At 66.3% G+C, this 15,366-nt stretch carries 19 protein-coding genes; 6 read left to right on the top strand and 13 right to left on the bottom strand.

Translation table 11 applies throughout. The annotated features are described in order from the left end of the window. Window positions 1–11: 11 nt before the first annotated feature. The 7 genes from H537_RS41435 to H537_RS50705 form a co-directional block, all read right to left on the bottom strand. Window positions 12–1,526: an AAA family ATPase gene (locus H537_RS41435; RefSeq protein WP_051241980.1), complete on the bottom strand. Its 1,515-nt coding sequence runs from the start codon at window positions 1,524–1,526 to the stop codon at window positions 12–14. Window positions 1,527–1,583: 57 nt separating this feature from the next. Then, a complete protein-coding gene (locus H537_RS0105605; RefSeq protein ID WP_156901447.1) occupies window positions 1,584–2,255 on the bottom strand; it encodes a hypothetical protein in 672 nt (223 codons plus the stop codon). Between the two features lie 62 nt (window positions 2,256–2,317). Then, window positions 2,318–2,449 (bottom strand): hypothetical protein, encoded by a 132-nt coding sequence (locus tag H537_RS56240; protein WP_259375220.1) that lies wholly within the window; start codon window positions 2,447–2,449, stop codon window positions 2,318–2,320. Further along, on the bottom strand, window positions 2,442–2,663 hold the full coding sequence (locus H537_RS52395; protein WP_156901445.1) for a hypothetical protein: 222 nt from the start codon (window positions 2,661–2,663) through the stop codon (window positions 2,442–2,444). Before H537_RS52395 ends, H537_RS56240 begins: the two co-directional genes overlap by 8 nt. Then, window positions 2,660–3,031, bottom strand: a complete 372-nt coding sequence (locus H537_RS41430) for a hypothetical protein (RefSeq protein WP_043458243.1) — start codon at window positions 3,029–3,031, stop codon at window positions 2,660–2,662. The genes H537_RS52395 and H537_RS41430 overlap by 4 nt, the downstream gene beginning before the upstream one ends. A gap of 1 nt (window position 3,032) precedes the next feature. After that, on the bottom strand, window positions 3,033–3,389 hold the full coding sequence (locus H537_RS0105590; RefSeq protein WP_028997101.1) for a hypothetical protein: 357 nt from the start codon (window positions 3,387–3,389) through the stop codon (window positions 3,033–3,035). A 181-nt stretch (window positions 3,390–3,570) separates the two neighbouring features. Further along, window positions 3,571–4,032, bottom strand: a complete 462-nt coding sequence (locus H537_RS50705; protein WP_084150462.1) for a helix-turn-helix domain-containing protein — start codon at window positions 4,030–4,032, stop codon at window positions 3,571–3,573. Between the two features lie 139 nt (window positions 4,033–4,171). Between H537_RS50705 and H537_RS0105580 the strand changes: the two genes are divergently transcribed. From H537_RS0105580 to H537_RS0105570, 3 genes are all read left to right on the top strand, one after another. Next, complete coding sequence (locus tag H537_RS0105580; RefSeq protein WP_028997099.1) at window positions 4,172–4,621, top strand: hypothetical protein; 450 nt, start codon at window positions 4,172–4,174, stop codon at window positions 4,619–4,621. Window positions 4,622–4,739: 118 nt separating this feature from the next. After that, a complete protein-coding gene (locus H537_RS0105575; RefSeq protein ID WP_156901443.1) occupies window positions 4,740–5,717 on the top strand; it encodes a hypothetical protein in 978 nt (325 codons plus the stop codon). Continuing rightward, complete coding sequence (locus H537_RS0105570; RefSeq protein WP_169516955.1) at window positions 5,705–6,133, top strand: hypothetical protein; 429 nt, start codon at window positions 5,705–5,707, stop codon at window positions 6,131–6,133. Before H537_RS0105575 ends, H537_RS0105570 begins: the two co-directional genes overlap by 13 nt. Window positions 6,134–6,953: 820 nt before the next feature. Here the strand turns inward: H537_RS0105570 and H537_RS41425 are convergent. The 3 genes from H537_RS41425 to H537_RS0105555 form a co-directional block, all read right to left on the bottom strand. Further along, window positions 6,954–8,237 (bottom strand): PxKF domain-containing protein, encoded by a 1,284-nt coding sequence (locus H537_RS41425; protein ID WP_169516954.1) that lies wholly within the window; start codon window positions 8,235–8,237, stop codon window positions 6,954–6,956. Between the two features lie 340 nt (window positions 8,238–8,577). Then, window positions 8,578–8,769: a hypothetical protein gene (locus H537_RS0105560; protein ID WP_028997096.1), complete on the bottom strand. Its 192-nt coding sequence runs from the start codon at window positions 8,767–8,769 to the stop codon at window positions 8,578–8,580. 256 nt (window positions 8,770–9,025) lie between these two features. Further along, window positions 9,026–9,268: a hypothetical protein gene (locus H537_RS0105555; protein WP_028997095.1), complete on the bottom strand. Its 243-nt coding sequence runs from the start codon at window positions 9,266–9,268 to the stop codon at window positions 9,026–9,028. Between the two features lie 109 nt (window positions 9,269–9,377). Between H537_RS0105555 and H537_RS41420 the strand changes: the two genes are divergently transcribed. Continuing rightward, window positions 9,378–10,385 carry an AcrVA2 family anti-CRISPR protein gene (locus tag H537_RS41420; protein WP_051241978.1) on the top strand — a complete coding sequence of 336 codons (1,008 nt, stop codon included), beginning with the start codon at window positions 9,378–9,380 and terminating at the stop codon, window positions 10,383–10,385. A 167-nt stretch (window positions 10,386–10,552) separates the two neighbouring features. Continuing rightward, a complete protein-coding gene (locus tag H537_RS52390; protein WP_156901439.1) occupies window positions 10,553–11,110 on the top strand; it encodes a plasmid mobilization protein in 558 nt (185 codons plus the stop codon). A 56-nt stretch (window positions 11,111–11,166) separates the two neighbouring features. On the opposite strand, the gene H537_RS48905 is transcribed toward H537_RS52390, so the two are convergent. The 3 genes from H537_RS48905 to H537_RS50695 all read right to left on the bottom strand — a co-directional run bounded on the left by H537_RS48905 (window position 11,167) and on the right by H537_RS50695 (window position 13,365). Continuing rightward, window positions 11,167–12,261, bottom strand: a complete 1,095-nt coding sequence (locus H537_RS48905) for a ParB/RepB/Spo0J family partition protein (RefSeq protein ID WP_051241976.1) — start codon at window positions 12,259–12,261, stop codon at window positions 11,167–11,169. Further along, a complete protein-coding gene (locus H537_RS0105535) occupies window positions 12,261–13,073 on the bottom strand; it encodes a ParA family protein (RefSeq protein ID WP_238446615.1) in 813 nt (270 codons plus the stop codon). Before H537_RS0105535 ends, H537_RS48905 begins: the two co-directional genes overlap by 1 nt. 118 nt (window positions 13,074–13,191) lie before the next feature. Next, window positions 13,192–13,365 (bottom strand): ribbon-helix-helix domain-containing protein, encoded by a 174-nt coding sequence (locus H537_RS50695; protein ID WP_084150459.1) that lies wholly within the window; start codon window positions 13,363–13,365, stop codon window positions 13,192–13,194. Between the two features lie 498 nt (window positions 13,366–13,863). Here H537_RS50695 and H537_RS0105530 point away from each other — a divergent pair, with 498 nt between their 5' ends. After that, window positions 13,864–15,357 (top strand): hypothetical protein, encoded by a 1,494-nt coding sequence (locus H537_RS0105530; RefSeq protein ID WP_028997092.1) that lies wholly within the window; start codon window positions 13,864–13,866, stop codon window positions 15,355–15,357. Window positions 15,358–15,366: the final 9 nt, after the last annotated feature.

Genomic DNA, 15,366 nt, shown 5'->3' with positions numbered 1-15,366 from the left:
CGGGCCGGTGACTACTCGGCGTGCGCGCGGCTGGCACGCCGCGCTGGCGCAGCCGGTGGACGGCGCGGCGGTTGCGCCTGGCGCTGCCGCTGCGTCAGGCCGCCACGCAGCCGCTCATGCAGGTCCGTGAGGCGCGCGCGCGATTCCTCATCGAGCACATCGCGAAGCTGCTCGCCCAAGGCGTTGAGCGTGTCCAAGTCCTGCCGCTCCGCCGCCCCCTGCATCTGCCTGGCGAACGCGTCGGCGTCGAAGCCGCGGCGTCCTTGCGGCGCCGTCAGCAGCCTGGCGGTGGCCTCCGGCGCCTGCGCAGCGCCAGCATCGCCGGGAGGGGGCACGTCGGCCCGATCCGGTTCTGGCTTCGCTGCCGGTGCAGGCTCACCACGCGGGGGCTCGCCGCTGGCCGTGCCCTGCACTGCGCTGGCGCCCTGCTGCGCGGACTCGGCCGCACCGGGCCGCCCGCCGTCATAGCTCGGCGGCTTGATGGCGTACTCGCACCCTTCCAGCTCGATCCACAGGTAGTTGCGCGCCGCATTGACCGTGGGCCAGTCCATCGTCTGGATGCGCTCCCACGTGCGGGAGTTGAACGCCTTTTCCAGCCAGTCGCCCTTGAGGCGCTTTTGCTCCGAGGCCTGGCCGGGGAAGTGCTTGGCGAGCAGGTCCGCGATCTCGGCCAGCGCCACCTCCTTCATCTCCTTTTCGCGCTGCCACTTGGGCTTGCCGTCATCCTGGAACAGCGCAGCGTTGTTGCGCGAGAGGTCCACGCTCAGGTGCACACCACCCAAGTTCAGGCACTCGATGTGCGCGCGGAAATCGGCAAAGGTCGGGTTCTTGAAAACGCGGCCGTCGATGCGCCGTGACCGATCCTTGAGCACGGTGGCGGTGCGCCACATCTCGACCTGGCCCGTGCGCGGGTCGGGCAGCCCGATGTGCTTTTCCATGTGGACCAGCAGGCTCGGCTCAAAGGCGGTTTCGCTCTCGGCCTTCATCTTCACGCCCGTGCGCTCCAGCTCCTTCTTTCCGTCGTCGCGCTCGAAGAAGTCGTATTCGTAGCCGGCCCGGCCGGCGAGGATGATGTGGCACTGGCTGTTGACGTACAGGTCCGTGAAGGCGCCCCACTCCCGTTTTAACCAGTCCCAATCACCGAACTCCAACCCGCGCCGCCGCTCCTTCCTTGCCGCGTACTCGTCACAGAAGCGACGCCAGAAGTGCGTGAGCGAATCGGCGATGAGCACGCACCCGCGCGCCTCCGTCTCGCGCACGGCGTCCTTCAGATCCACGAAGGCGCGCGTCTTGGCGACTTCGAGCTCGATGTCCGCTGCGTCAAACAGCGGCTTGACCCAATCCGAGCCGGTTTCCGAGTCGATGAACATCACGGGCCGGTCGCCGGCGGGAAAGCTGCGCTCGCGCAGCAGCTGCATCAGGCCGATGGCTACCAGGCTGGCGGTGTGCGTCTTGCCGTCGCCGGCAAACCCCTGGATGCCCATCTTCAAGTAGGCCTGGGCATTGGCCGCTTTCTTGAACAGCATGAAAATTCCCGGTGAAGGCGCCGCGGCGGCGCCTTGAGCTTTGCAATGGGGGTGGCGTCAGAACGGGCAGCTGTCGGGGCACTCCCAGGCGCCGGCCTTGGCCAGCAGCCGGAACGAGCCGCGCCAGTTCATGGGGCCGCACCACGCGCTGCCCCGCTCGAACGCCACGCCCAGGCGCTGCGGCTCGACAAGCGTCACGCGCCCGACGCGCCCGTCCATGCCCTGCACCGTGTCGCCCAGTGCCAGCGGCTCGGTGTAGGGGTCGAAGCCGCCAGCAGCGCCCGCTGGCAAGGCCACCTGCGCCAGGTGCTCGGGTCGGAAGCCCCAGATCAGGCCGTCGAGCTCGACGGCCACCAGCCCCAGCAGGGCGTACAGGACGTGCGCCACCACCCTGCCCTCGCGGTTCATCACGTAGCCGGCGGCGAGGACGGGAAAGGGCTCGCAGTCGTACTGCACCAGTTGCTCCAGCGTGGCGACCACACGCACGCACGCGCCGGGCAGGAAGGCGTGGCTCTCGGTCACCGGCGCGGCCGGCGTCGCAGCCTTGTGCTGAGGCGCGAGGTAGCCCGGCACGAAGGACTGCCGCCCATCCGCTGCAGTGGCAATGGTGCCCACCGGCGTGCTGCGGCTGGCCTGCAGTGCCAGCCTCTCCCGTAGGTGCGGCTTCAGGGTGGCCTTGTGGGCATCGGCGATGCGGTTGCCAACCACGGGTCCAAGAGCGTTTGGCATGGCGGGACTCCAGGGGAAGGAGAGGCCGGCAAGAGGGGGCCGCCGACCGAGGCCCGAAGGACTCAGATCCAGAAGAAGGGAGCGGACAGCAGCGCCAGCAGCAGCCCGGCGATGAAACCGGCCAGCTCCCAGGCGGTGCGGTGACTGCAGCGGGCGCGGCGGTGCGGTCGGGGCGGCTTGTGGAGGTCAGCCATGGCGTGCCTCCCTCTCGCGCACCGGGCAGCCGCCACCGCGCAGGCAGCGGTGCCCGTACTCGCACGGCGGGCATGCAGGATCGTCGGCTTCCTCGGCCACGCAGGCGGCCTCGTGGTCGCGGATCAGGGCATCAACCCGCTGTTGCACCGTGGGGTCCGTGGGCCGGTGTGCTGCAAGCCAGTGAATCGCGGCCCGGTGGACGGCGGCACTCATGGCATGGCTCCAAGGGCACGCGCCACCGCCACATGCGCCGCCTCCACCAGCACCGCGATCCGCGCCGCCAGGGCATCGGCATCGGACGTGGTGCGCAGGGCCGCAAGTGCGGTCAGGGCCTGGGCGACGGTGAACAGGTCGGGCGCAGCTTTGAGCAGGTGCGCGTTCGCCAAGACCGGCACCACGGCGACCAGACCGCCAGGGCTCGGCAGGTTGTCGTGATGCACGGTTCGCCCGCTGGCTCCCAGGTAATACGGGCCGGGTTCAAAACCGAAATGCAGGCGATCAGAAGAAGAGGTTTGGCTGATGGCCGCCGCATGGCCCCGCACTGGAGGCCACGGGCTGCGCGTGATGCACAGCCCTTCCATTTCAGTACCCCGCGCGGGCGTGGTGGATGCGCTCGCGCTCGGCGATCCAGTGATCCTCGGCAGCGGAGGCCGCCCAGGGATCGGCGTAGTCGTCGAACTCGCTGTCGTCCTCGCCGGCCTTTTCGTGATCGGCTTCGGCTTGCGCCAGCCACTTCTTCAACTGCTCGGGATGGAAGAAGCCGGCGTCTTCGCAGAGATCGACCGCGTGGTCGCCGATGACGCAGGCCGTCGGGATGATCACGACGTCCCGGCCACGGTGGTCCTCGTTGACCTCGATCTCGTACTGAATCTCGACCGGGATGCCGGCAAAGGTGCTCTTGAAACTGTAGACGGAGTGGGAGAAATCAGAACCAACCATCTCTATCTCCTGTAGCACCTGCCCTGGTGCATGGAGATAATTCTACTTGATGTCGACCTAATATTCCAGTTTAATGTAGAGTGATTTGAGTTAAAGTGCTACCTTATTCTACTGGCAGACGTAAATGCCCAGCAAGAATGGATTGTTTGAAAACAGACTCTATAATTTATCGTAATCGACTTTACCGTTCTCCATTCACCTCCACCCCTGCCAGCACCCCGTTGAGGAAAGCGCGCACTTCCCTTTCATCACTCAGGCCGCTGGCCATGGCGCGCTGGATGACCCGCACGAATTCCGGCATGGAAAGCTCAAAGGTGTCAGGACGCTGCGCGGGCGTTGACCGGTGCGCTGTCTGCGGTTCGGCGAGGATCTGCTGCGGCTGAGGTGCCGCTGCCGGTTCCTCAGGGGCTTTCAGCAGCAGCAACTCATCGACTGAAACGCCGTAGTTCTGCGCCATCCAACGCAGGGTCATGGCGTCGGGCAAAGAGCGGCCTATCTCCCATGTCGAAACCGTGCCGTCACCCTTGCCAAGAATCGCCCCTACCTCGGCTTGTGTGAATCCTTGACCGTTACGGGCGGCCTGACGAGCCTTGCGGAATCGCTTGCCGATTTCCCGGCGCAGTTGAGCTTCATCGTTGTCCATGAGGCCGGACTTTACTGATAGGCGCAGGGAAGGCCTCTAGAGATTCTGGAGTTCTACGGTGAGCCCCCTTGTCAAAGTAGTCCTTGTGAGCGCAAATCGCACCTAGAGGACACTGCTGCAGATCGCCACGGAGGTTTCCATGTCGCCGCGTGCCGAGTTCATTGAAGCCATATTCCACAGGCTCACGCTGCGGTACGGCCGTGCTTTCCTGGCGCGCTGGGAAGCAGTTCCGGTGGACGAGGTCAAGGCCGATTGGCGGCGCGAACTGGCCAACTTCGCTGAGCGTCCTGAGGCCATTGAATACGCGCTGGCGCTGGTGGACCCCGCCGAGCCACCGACAGCGGCGCAGTTCCGCGACCTGTGCAGCACTGCGCCGGCGCCGGCGTTCCGGGCGCTGCCGCAGGCGAAACAGGCCCAGCGCGCAGCCGAAGTCCGCCGCAAGTGCCTGCGGCCGGTGATGCCCAGGATCGGGCGGGATGTGAGGTGGGCTACCGACATGGTGCAGCGTGCCCAGGCCGGTGAGCGGGTGCCCAAATACAGCCTGCGCTTGGCGATGGACGCATTGGGGCAGCAAGGCTCGATGTGCTGACCCAGCCCCATTGACCAAGGAGTGCTGCCGTCTTGGACGTCGATGGTGACCCTCTCCATGCTTTCCCTGATGGCGTCGCGCAAGTCACCGTGGCTGATATATCGAGCGCGCCGCCGCGTTGCCCTGGCTGAATGCCATCAAGCCCGACGATCTTCGGCTGCCGGTTCCCGGCGGCGTGGACCTTGCCGCATGGCTCAGGTCGGAAGTGCGCTGTGCGCAACCGTCACAGGAGGCGTGCCGGGCCGCAGCGGTGATTCTTCGAGCCAACGATCGCACGTTCGCTCAAGAAGTGGCCGACGCCGCCGTGGCCGCGGCCGGCGCACGCATCGCGGGGAAGTCACGCAAAGGCAAGGTGCAGCAGTGGGTAGAGATGTTTGTGAAGCGGTATGTCGCGCCCGACGGCCCTGGGCGCCCGGTGTCGCAACTCGCCGAGACGTTTCAGGTCTCCGGCGAGCGGATCAGGCAGGTGTGCGAAAGGATGCTGCAGGAGCTACGAGGGGATCGCTTTACCCTGCCGGCGACGATGCGTGTGTTGGAGCTCGCCCGGCGCGCCGGGCCATGCACGGTCAGCGACCTCAATGCCCAGCTGCGGCTCCACCTGGGTGATGGCGCCGGCATCGAGGCCGCCATCCACTTTGCCCACGAGATGGGCCTCACCGAGATCCCGGTCGAGGTCGTGAACACGTGGGTTCACGGCGGCTCGGACGTCGTGCGGATTGCGACGGTGCAGCCCGCCGGTGGCCTACCCTGGAGCGAGGCAATCTTCCGCCTTGCCCTGCATGACGTGAGCTTCATCGGCTGCACGAGCGTGGTCAGGCTGGCAGGCCGCCTGGTGCTTGAACACGGCGTGGCGCTGTCTCGCCAGAGCCTGCTGTCGCTCATGCAGGCGGCCCCGGGCTTCACGATGCTCGACGAGGCGGGGGGTGGTTCACCTGCGGGGACCGTGGTCTCGGCAGCCCGGTGGCAACTCGGGTGCGCAAGATCATGGCCGTGGCCAGGGAGCCGGTGCGGGTGGACGAGATTGCCGCGGCGCTCATCACGGATGACCACTGGATGCCGCGCGACAAGGAGCACGAGTGCTCCTTGCCCGCGATGAACGTCCTGCACGAGCTGCTGCGCAGCTGGGGCTGGCTCGAACAGCGCCACTACAACCGGTTCGTCGCGCGGGAAGCCGTGCCGCTGGACGTGCTATCGGAATCAGAGCGGCTCGCGCTGCAGGTCATCCAGGCCAATGGCGGCATCGCCACCGCAGGCCAGATCAACGACACGTTGGCGGCGAAGCTGCATGTCGGTGTCGAAGGCGTGAGCGGCATGCTGAACTCGTCGCCCATCTTCCTCAGGTTCGAGCAGGCGCTGTACGGGGTGGTCGGACAGCGGGTGTCCGAGACCGCGCTGGCAGTCGCGAGGCAGGAGCGGCGCTGGCGCAGGTCGCCGCAAGCACCGACAGTTCCTGCCGGCGGCCAGCCGGATCCTGACGTCGAGGGGGCTATAGGCGAGAAGGATGACTTCTGACGCTCCAGACCTGCCGCGCTGCTCGCTGCCCAGCAGGTCGCCCTTGCCCAAGCACCAAGCACAAGCACGGGTTGCAAGTTGATCAGGGTTCTTTTCGATGCTGCCATGCCTGTCCAGGCAACACCCGCCACGCCGCTAAGAGAGAGTAGTAGTCAGAAAGCGCGCAACTCCGGCGGTGACGCCGCACCGCCCTGGCGGCAGAAGCTCTCGTGGGTGCTGTAGCTGCGCGCCCGAAGTCCTCTTCGCGGCGTGAGCGGTTCAGGCCAGAGATTTCGCGCTTGATCACCAGCGCGCGCGCAGCGCCTGCTCGGCTGCGTTATTGGTTCGCGTTACGTTCGCATGTTCAATGAAGCGCGACAGCGAGGGACAGAACTGTTGGGCACGCGAAAAAAAACCCCGGTCCTTGCGGAGCCGGGGCCTGTGAGCTGTACCAATCATCAATGAAGCGCAGCTGCTGTCCCGCAAGCCACGCCGCCATCTTGCCCGCCCTGGGCCGCGAGCGCGCTGTGGAAAGCCGCAGCGCGCTCGCGGCCCAGCGGCGACTTCTCAAGCCTGGGTGCAGACGTCGCCCTCCCCGGCCGCAGCTCGGCGTGCGACACGCCTTCAGGCGCCCGTCCAAGCGTTTTTTGACCATGTATAAGCGAACTAATCTCAGGGCAGTTTTTGAACGTCGATTCGAGCCCGCCGCGAGGCCGCGGCCGCTTTGCCAGGCGCGACAAGCACTTGCGGCCGCCCTGCCCTGCCACCGCGCCGGCGTTGCGGACCACCCTGGCGGCAGGAGAAGGCCCGTGACCCCTCTTCCTGTTGCTGGCTGGGGGTCTTACCTGAATCCGAAGACGGCGCTGTGCTCGACGCCATCGGCAAAGCGCAGGGTCAACCTACGGCACTGGCCGCTCCAGGCCGAGGCCGTCTTCCAGACGTAGGTGTAGGTGTTGGTCGAGGCGTCAAAGCGCAAGCTGCTGGCGTCGGCCTTCACGGTCCGCTCGATTTCATCGGTCGGCGCGTCGGCGTTGCACGGAACTGTCCGTGAAGCCGGGTAGCCGTCGGCAAAGATGTCATGGCCCTTGTTACTGCCCAGGCTGAACCTCACCGGCACGCCTTCACCCGCTTCCAGCGTGTTGACGAGCGGTGGTGCGTCCACCGGAGCGAGGAAGCCGCTGAAGCGGTAGTTGCTCCTGAGGGCCACCGTGTGATGGGTGCCGGCGGAGATGGCCATGATGTCGCGCAGCCCGGCGGGTACGGTTGCTTGGCCAAAGGCGTTGAAACCCCACGCCACCACCGTGCCGTCACGCTTGAGCGCCACCGTATGACTGACGCCTGCGGCGATGGCCCGGACACCGCTGAGCCCGGCGGGGACGGTGGTCTGGCCCTCGCTGCTGTTACCCCAGGCCACCACCGTGCCATCACGCTTGAGCGCCACCGTATGTCCAAACCCGGCGGCGATGGCCCGGACAGCACCTAATTGGGCAGGTACGTTTGTCTCGCCGGAGGAGTTTTCCCCCCAGGCGACCACTGTGCCGTCACTTTTGAGTGCCACCGAGTGATTGATGCCCGCAGCGATGGCACTGACACCGTTGAGCCCGGCGGGTACGCTAACTTGGCCGACGCTGTTATCACCCCAAGCCACAACCGTGCCGTCGCGCTTGAGCGCCAGTGTGTGCCATCCCCCAGCGGCGATGGCAATGACACCGCTAAGCCCGGCCGGTACGTTCGTTTGGCCCTTGTCGTTCCCGCCCCAGGCCACCACGGTGCCGTCGTGCTTAAGCGCCAGTGCGTGATAACCCCCACCGGCGATGGCACTGACACCGCTGAGCCCAGCAGGTACGTCCGTTTGTCCGGCGTCGTTTCTTCCCCAAGCCGCCACCGTGCCGTCGCTCTTGATGACCAACGTCTGCTCGATCCCGGCAGCGATGGCACGGACACCGTTGACCCCAGCGGGTACGTCCAGCTGCCCATAGGTGTTCAACCCCCAGGCGACCACCTTGCCGTTCACGGCACCGTGGGCCGCACTGGATATCGCGCCCATCAGTGCGATGCAAAGCCACGCCGCGATCAGCATCGGAGCACGCAAACGTACCGCCGTAGATGCAGGTAAACCGCTCATGGAACGACTCCTAACCAGTAATTTGGACGGAATCAGCGGCCATGACCTTCGTTGGCTCATGGACGATCCGCGCTGATCTGCGCTCCTTGTTCAGGCTCATGTCCCGCTCAGATCGAACCGGCTTCCGGCGGCGTGCCGTGGCGCGTCGAGGGGGTCGTTCGCAGCGATGCTCAGTTCTGAAGGGTTCGTGAAGGGACGGTAGCACCGGCTACGCACAGTGTCACCGCAAGGCCACGTCAGCAGCGCCATTCGGCTCGCGGGCTTCACTGAGAGCCGCAGCTCACCGTCCCTCTTGGAACTGACCTCCGGGGGCCCGCTCCGATGTGCGTTCCTCTATTGCTCAGGGCTCCAGCGCCAGTGCGGCCACCCTTTCCGGCGTGATCTCAGGAATGGCTGCTCCCTTGGCGACCAATTCGTCGAGCCTGCGGTTCAGATCCGTAATCAGCTTGCGCCGCAGTTCCTCGTCCTCAATCTGACGCAGATCCATGTAAGTCGCGAACGCGAGCATGAGCTGCTGCCTGCGGTTTTCCATCCCTACCTCGCTTCCTCGGTGACGGCAAGCAAGAGTAACTGTGCCAGCACTCGGTCGAACTGGCCTACCGCGATTTTCTGGCCGACCCGCAGCTGGCGGCGCAGTGGATTGGCTCCAAGGGCGTGCCGCGCCTTGAATCGCTGTAGCGCACGTTCACCGGACCGCTCAAGATCTCATCCCAGGGACAGTCACTCAGCGAGCTGCGCATGAATTGCTGCCGTTGAGGGCGGGCAAGTCAGGCCGCTGCCTTGCGTGGTCAGCCCCGGCACTGCGGTGTCGGCGTAAGGCCCAGATCCGCCGACGTCAGCTCGAAAGCGCGCATAAGGTTCCGGATCTTCACCAGCGCTTCCAGCCGGGCGCCCTCCTCCATCTCGCGCAGCTGAGCCTCGGCCGCGGCCAGCTCAGTGCGCAGCTCGGCAATGCGGGCCCTGAGGGATTCGGGTGTGGGCTTGGCCACCGGCTTGACCCAGCCGTTTGGCATGTCTTCGGTCTTGTACATGTCCCAATGATGCCGCCTCGCTCAACGAGAGGGAAAGTAGCTGCTGGCGCAGCCGGCTGAAGTAGCCAGCGGGCGTGACCGCCCGCGCAGCGCCGGGCAAGATGACTCCATGCTTTCCAGCGCCATTGACCACCGCACCTGCCGCCCGCGCGAGATCCTGACTGCCATCGGACGGCGCTACCCGCACGCATGGAAGGTCTGCGACGAATTCCGCGCCGGCAAAGGCAGCGACCTGCCCGACTGGCCGGACTGGTGCTTCCTGCCGCTGCCGGCCATGTACCCCATTGTTAGCGGCGGGCGCGACGTGGACCTGCCGGAGCATCAGGCGCTTGACGTGTACCGCCTCGCCGCCCTGTCGCCGTGGCGCATGACCCAGGGGGTCTACAGGTTCGACCCGGCCGTTTTTAACGCCGTGCGCGACACGCCGGTGAGCGGTGACCTGCCCCACGAAGTGCTGTTCCGGCTCCCAGAGTGGGCTGTGTACGTTGAGACACCGGGCCTGCTCTACGGCGGTGAAGTGCTGTACGGCTTCTTCGCACACCTCGACTTTTCATTGGACACCGGTGCGGCTGAGCTGCGGCTGCTGCTCGATGGCGATGGCGCGCTGGACCCCGTGGGGTTTCCGCTCGGACCTTGGTCTTTGGCCGAGTCCATTGCGCGCACGCTGGTCAGCGAAGGCACAGAAGCCGCACGGGCAGCACCGGCTGCAGCTGGTGCAACCCTGCGGGCCGTGGTCGAGCCACTGGTGTCCCTGTTGCTTTACCTGTGCAGCCAAGCCGCTGAAATCGGTGACGGCACCCGGCGCCCCGGCAACCCGCAGCCCAAGAAGACCAAGCGCGGCCCGCGCCTGTTCCAGGCGGAGAAGCCGACCGCTTGGGATGTAGGTGTGAGGCTGGGGGCGGCCCTGCGCCGCGCCTACCAAGCCGAGCAGACGCGCAGTCCCGGCGATGGGATCAACACTGGCCCTCGACCGCACATCCGGCGAGCGCACTGGCATGGCTTCTGGAGCGGCCCGCTCGAAGGCCAGCGGCGCTTTGGCCTGCGCTGGCTGCCGCCCATCGCCGTAAACGTAGAGGACCTGGACGGATTGCCGGCCACCGTGCGCCGAGTTGGATAGGCTGCAGTAGACCAAGCCAGCCACGCAACTGGACATGGGCTGCCCCTGTATTGCAGACGTCAGCCTCGAAAGACTGCGTAAGAGCCCAATACCTATACAAAGAGCGATGGCAGGATTCGGGCAACTGCCCGCCTCGTATCACGTAGCACAGCGTTACCAAGCCCGCCATGCCCAGTCCGCGCCAGTTCTTGGTGGTCGATGTCGGCCCCCTGAAGCCATTGATCGTTGACTGCGCCGCGCGGGCCCACATGCCGCCGGGCACCTGGGTGCGGGAGCTTCTGGCGCAGGCCGTCGAAGTCATTGGCGACACTCCGGCGCCCGAACGTCCGTCGCTCAAGCGGCCGCCGCGCAGCGGCAATCCGGTCAAGTTCTTCGCCCGCCTTACGCCCGAGGAGTCCGCGACGCTGAAGGCCGCGGCCAAGGCTGCCGGCCTGTCTCAATCCGAGTACGTCGCGCGCCTAGTGATGAATCCGGCCGCGGCCGGTGCGGTGGGCGTGCCGGCATTGCAGGTCCTGGTCGAGTCCAACCGGCAGTTGCTGGCGGTGGGGCGCAACCTCAACCAGATCGCGCGCAGCCTCAACGAGCGGCTAGAAAAAGTCACGCGCGCCGAACAAGCGCAAATCCTGCAAACCGTGGAGATGGTGCGGACGCATGTCGAACTGGTGGCCAGCGTGATTAAGGAGCTGTCGGTCAACCGACGCACCGCGTCACGCGCCAAGACGTAGAAAAGCCGCCCGCAGGCGGCTTCTTGGTGCTGTCTTGCAAAGTGCTCTGTGAAGATTCAGGGCGTCTCGACGCGGACCAGCTGCAGCTTGCCAGGCGCGACGTGCTGCACGCCCTCGTCGCTGCCCAGGGGGCGGACCGGGATGCGGTCCTTGCGCGGCTTGGCGTCGGTGGCGACTTCCATCAGCGTTTCACCGTACCGGACCACGACCCGCAGGCCGGTCGCACGGGCCGGGGCAGGGCGCGGCAGCCTGTCCTGGCCGTCAGCCGGCGCAGCACTGGTTGGCGAGTCGGCAGGCGATTCGGACGCTCCTTGGACGACCGCCACGTCCATCACTCCCGCCGGCTCCTGGGGTAGTAAACCGTTTACCGGCTGCTGTTCTCCGGTCTGGACACCGGGCACTGGTAAACCGTTTACCGGTGCGGTTGCTGCTGCGGGTGAGGTCGTGGCTGGTAAACCGTTTACCACCTGGGCAGCCTCTTCGACGTTGCCCGGTGCTGGTGAACCCAACTGCGTCTTGAGCCTTGCCAGCGTTGTCCGCGTGAAAGCCTCTTGTCCGGCACCCCACTGCTCCACCGCATCCGGGTGCGCCTCGTACAGCTTGCGCAGCTCGTTGATCTCGAAGAGTCCCTGGCACTTGCCGCTGCGGTAGGCGTTCATGACCCAGTCGGGCGCATCGATCAGGGCGCAGGCGTAGGTGATGAGCGGACGGGACTTGCCGAGCCTTCTCGCGATCTCGCCCTGGCTCATCTTCTCGTCGAGCTTCTTCTTGACGAACAGCGCCAGCTCCAGCGGCGTGAGCCCCTTGCGCTGCTCGTTCTCCGCCACTTGGTCGAAGTCGTTGGCTGTCTCGTCCACGAAGGCCGGGATCGTCTCCTTGCCAGCCATGCGCGACGCCCGCAACCGGCGCGCGCCGAAGTTCAGCATGTAGCGCCCGGGCTGGGTCGGGTGGCTGCGGACCGACACCGGCTGGCGCACACCGCGCTCGCGGATGTTGTCGGCCAGCTCCTGCAGCGTCTCCTGGTCAAACTCCATGCGCGGCTGGTTGGGGTCCTCGTCGATCGCGTCGAGCCGCAGCTGCAGCGGCGTGCCCGCAGGTTCTACAGCGCTCGCGTTGAGCGCCCCCAGGTCGAGGTCGGGCAGTTCGAGCATCAGGCGGCTCCCATGAGTTGCGCCACGCGGGCGATGACGGGTTGGATCTCGCGCCAGGAGTCACGCGCGGCCGTATCCCCCTTGATCTCGGCCAGGAACTGGCCGGCACCCTGGGCCTTGGCGATGGCCGTGCGCTTGGGGATGAAGGCGTAGTCGGCGCCGCCTGTTGGCGCGTCCACCATGGCCACCATCTTTGATCGGATCTGCGAGGAGGCCACCAGCTGGCGCAGGTTCTCCTTCTGATACGGCGTCGGCTCGACCATCGTGGGCAAGATGCCCAGGAACCGGAGCTTCGGATTGAGCTTCTCGCGGATCCGCTCGACCCCGACCCGCTCGTCGAGCAGCAAGCCCTGGATGCCGTCCAGTGCCTCCTGGTTCAACTGGATCGGGGAGAGGACGAAGTCGGCCGACACCAGCGAGGCCACGACGCGGATGTCGGGATTCGGGTTGGTGTCGATGATGCAGAAGTCGAACCGCTGGTCGGCGTGATGCAGGAAGACGCGCAGGTTCCTCGCGAACTGGTTGTGCTGCTCACGCTGCTGCTCCAGCGCCTTGAGCTCGTGGCTGCTCGGAATCAGCACGAACGGGTGTTCCTCGGCGATCCCGTTGCTGGCCGAGGCGGCGTCCGTGAAGACCTGGTGAGCGGACATCGGCGCCACGAAGGCCTTGCCCGACTTCGTGAGCGGCTTGGTCATGTTGCCCTGGTGGTCGACGTCGATTGCCAGGACGCGGTAGCCCTGCGCGGCCAGCCAGTGGGCCAGGAGGCAGGCGATGGCCGACTTGCCCACGCCACCCTTCTGATTTGCAAGCACGACTGTTTTCACGGTTGGGTTCTCTCGGTTGATTGTTGGGCTTGAGCCACTTCGTTGTTTCGGCCGACTTGCGCTCTGGCTAAATCCTGGCGCCGGGCCTGGCGAACAAAAAGGTTCGTCAATGGGCTTTCTCGCTGGTCGCAGCAGGGCGGGGCGCTGGTGCCTTGTTGCGCTTCAGATACTCATCGATCGCACGGCGCACATGCTCCGAAACCGTGATGCCAGTACGCTCCGACAGCGCTTGAAGCGCCTCCCGAGACTGTTCTGAAAGGTGAATATTGGTGCGCTTCATGTGCGCACATCATACACACCTTTGCGGGCGAAAACGAGCTGGAGACAAGGGCTGCATGTCCGTTTTCAGGCCAGCCTGCAGCACGAGGTCACACGACGGCACACACGTCCATCCAGGGCCGCCACTGCGGGCCCGACATCCGGGAAGCTCCAGCACCCGGGCCCTGGCTGCTCCTGTCGGCTGGGCAGCAGCAGGGGAGGGCAGGGCAGCCCCCGGTCTGCCTGATGCACCGGTGCTCCAGCCCCCGCTTGCCCCGCCGGCCTGCTGCGTGGTCCGACGAAGGACGGAATCTACTTCGCGACGCCCCGCGCTGCCGCGGCCATGGCTCGGCACGAGGACGGGCCACCCGCGCGGACACTTGGCGTTGCGCCGTGCCGTTTGACGCCTCCTGGCGTGGTGCGTAGAACGTTCGAAGGGGCGTGCGTGCTCAACGAACAGGACACCGCTCGGCCGCACCTTGTCTCTTGATGCGGTCCTATCGGTCAAGCATATTTGGTCATGGTCCGAAAGCCCAAGCCGACCTTCATTCACGAGTTTCCGCTGCGCGTCGATCGCGCGCAGGCCCATGCGCTGGAGAAGCGGTTCGGCGTGGTGCACTTCGCCTACAACGTCGTGCTTCAAGAGATGCTTGCTCGGCTCCGTAGCATGCGCAACGACCCTCGGTACGCCCAGGCGTGCAAGGCTCCCAAGGGTGACGATGCCCAGCGCAAGGCGCACGGATTCAGCGAGTTCGCGGCCCATGACGTCGTCGCGCTGCACATCCGAGCCTCCCGCTACCTGGACGGCCTGATCGACTCGCACACGGCGCAGACCTTGGCCTCGCGGGCCTTCCGCGCGTGCGACGAGCACGCCTTTGGCAAGCGGGGCCAGCCGCGCTTCAAGCGCCGCGGCGAGATCGCCTCCGTCGAGGGTAAGGGGCCGACCTCGCCGCTGAACTGGAAGGGCGACCGCGTCGTGTGGGGTGGCAAGCGCCGCGACCGCGCGATGACGCTTCGCCCCGTCTTCGACAAGCGCGACCGCGACGGCGTGCAGGCACACGCCTTGTCTGGCAAGGTCAAGTACGTGCGCCTGATCCGACGCACGATCCAGGGCGAGGTCCGCTGGTTCGTGCAGCTCGTGTGCGACGGGCTGCCGCTGCAACGCTTCGAGGCCCGCGACGGCGTGGCCGCCATCGACCTTGGTCCGTCTACGGCCGCCATCGTGGCGTCCGACAAGGCGGCGCTGGTGTCGTTCCTGCCCGAGGTCAAGGAGGACATGGCCGCCAGACGCCGCCTGCAGCGCGCCATGGACCGCTCGCGCCGGGCGACCAACCCGCAGTGCTTCAACGAGGACGGCACCTGGCGCAAGGGCACGCGCGCCACCGAGCGGTCGATCCGATATCTCGCCCTGTGCCGGCACCTGGCCGAGCAGGAGCGCGTCATGGCCGAGAGGCGCGACCGCGCGCACAGCCGCTTGGCCAACATCGTGCTGCGCGACTTCGGTAAGGTAGTTCGCACCGAGAAGCTCAGCAAGAAGGCATGGCAGAAGAACTGGGGCCGGCGCATGAAGGCCACGGCCCCGGGCATGTTTATGGAGAAGGTGAGCCGCAAAGCCGGGAATGCTGGCGGCTCGCTTGTCGAATTCAATGCGGGCCGGCACAAGCTCAGCCAATTCGACCACACGCGGGGCGACTTCGTCAGGAAGCCGCTGAGCCTGCGGTGGCACGAGCTCCGCGATGGCTCCGGCCAGATCGTGCAGCGCGACCTCTACAGCGCCTGGCTCGCATTGTTCGTCTCAGCCGATGGATTGGATGCTTCCCAGGCCTCGCAAGCCTGGGCGGTTGCGTATCCGCTACTAGCGCGTGCGGCGTCCAGTCCGGTTCAAGCAGCAAGCTGGCGGCCTGCGGCCGCCTCACGCCCTCTGAGGGGCGTCGGAGCTGCTCGCATGCGAGAGCGGCAAGAACGCGCGGCGAGGCCTGCCCAAAAGGCAGAAGAGTCGCGCGTCACGCCGTAGGAATCCCCG

Origin of the sequence: Azohydromonas australica DSM 1124 (genome assembly GCF_000430725.1) — a bacterium.
Classification (GTDB): domain Bacteria; phylum Pseudomonadota; class Gammaproteobacteria; order Burkholderiales; family Burkholderiaceae_C; genus Azohydromonas; species Azohydromonas australica.
This window is presented reverse-complemented; position numbering and strand designations above follow the sequence as displayed.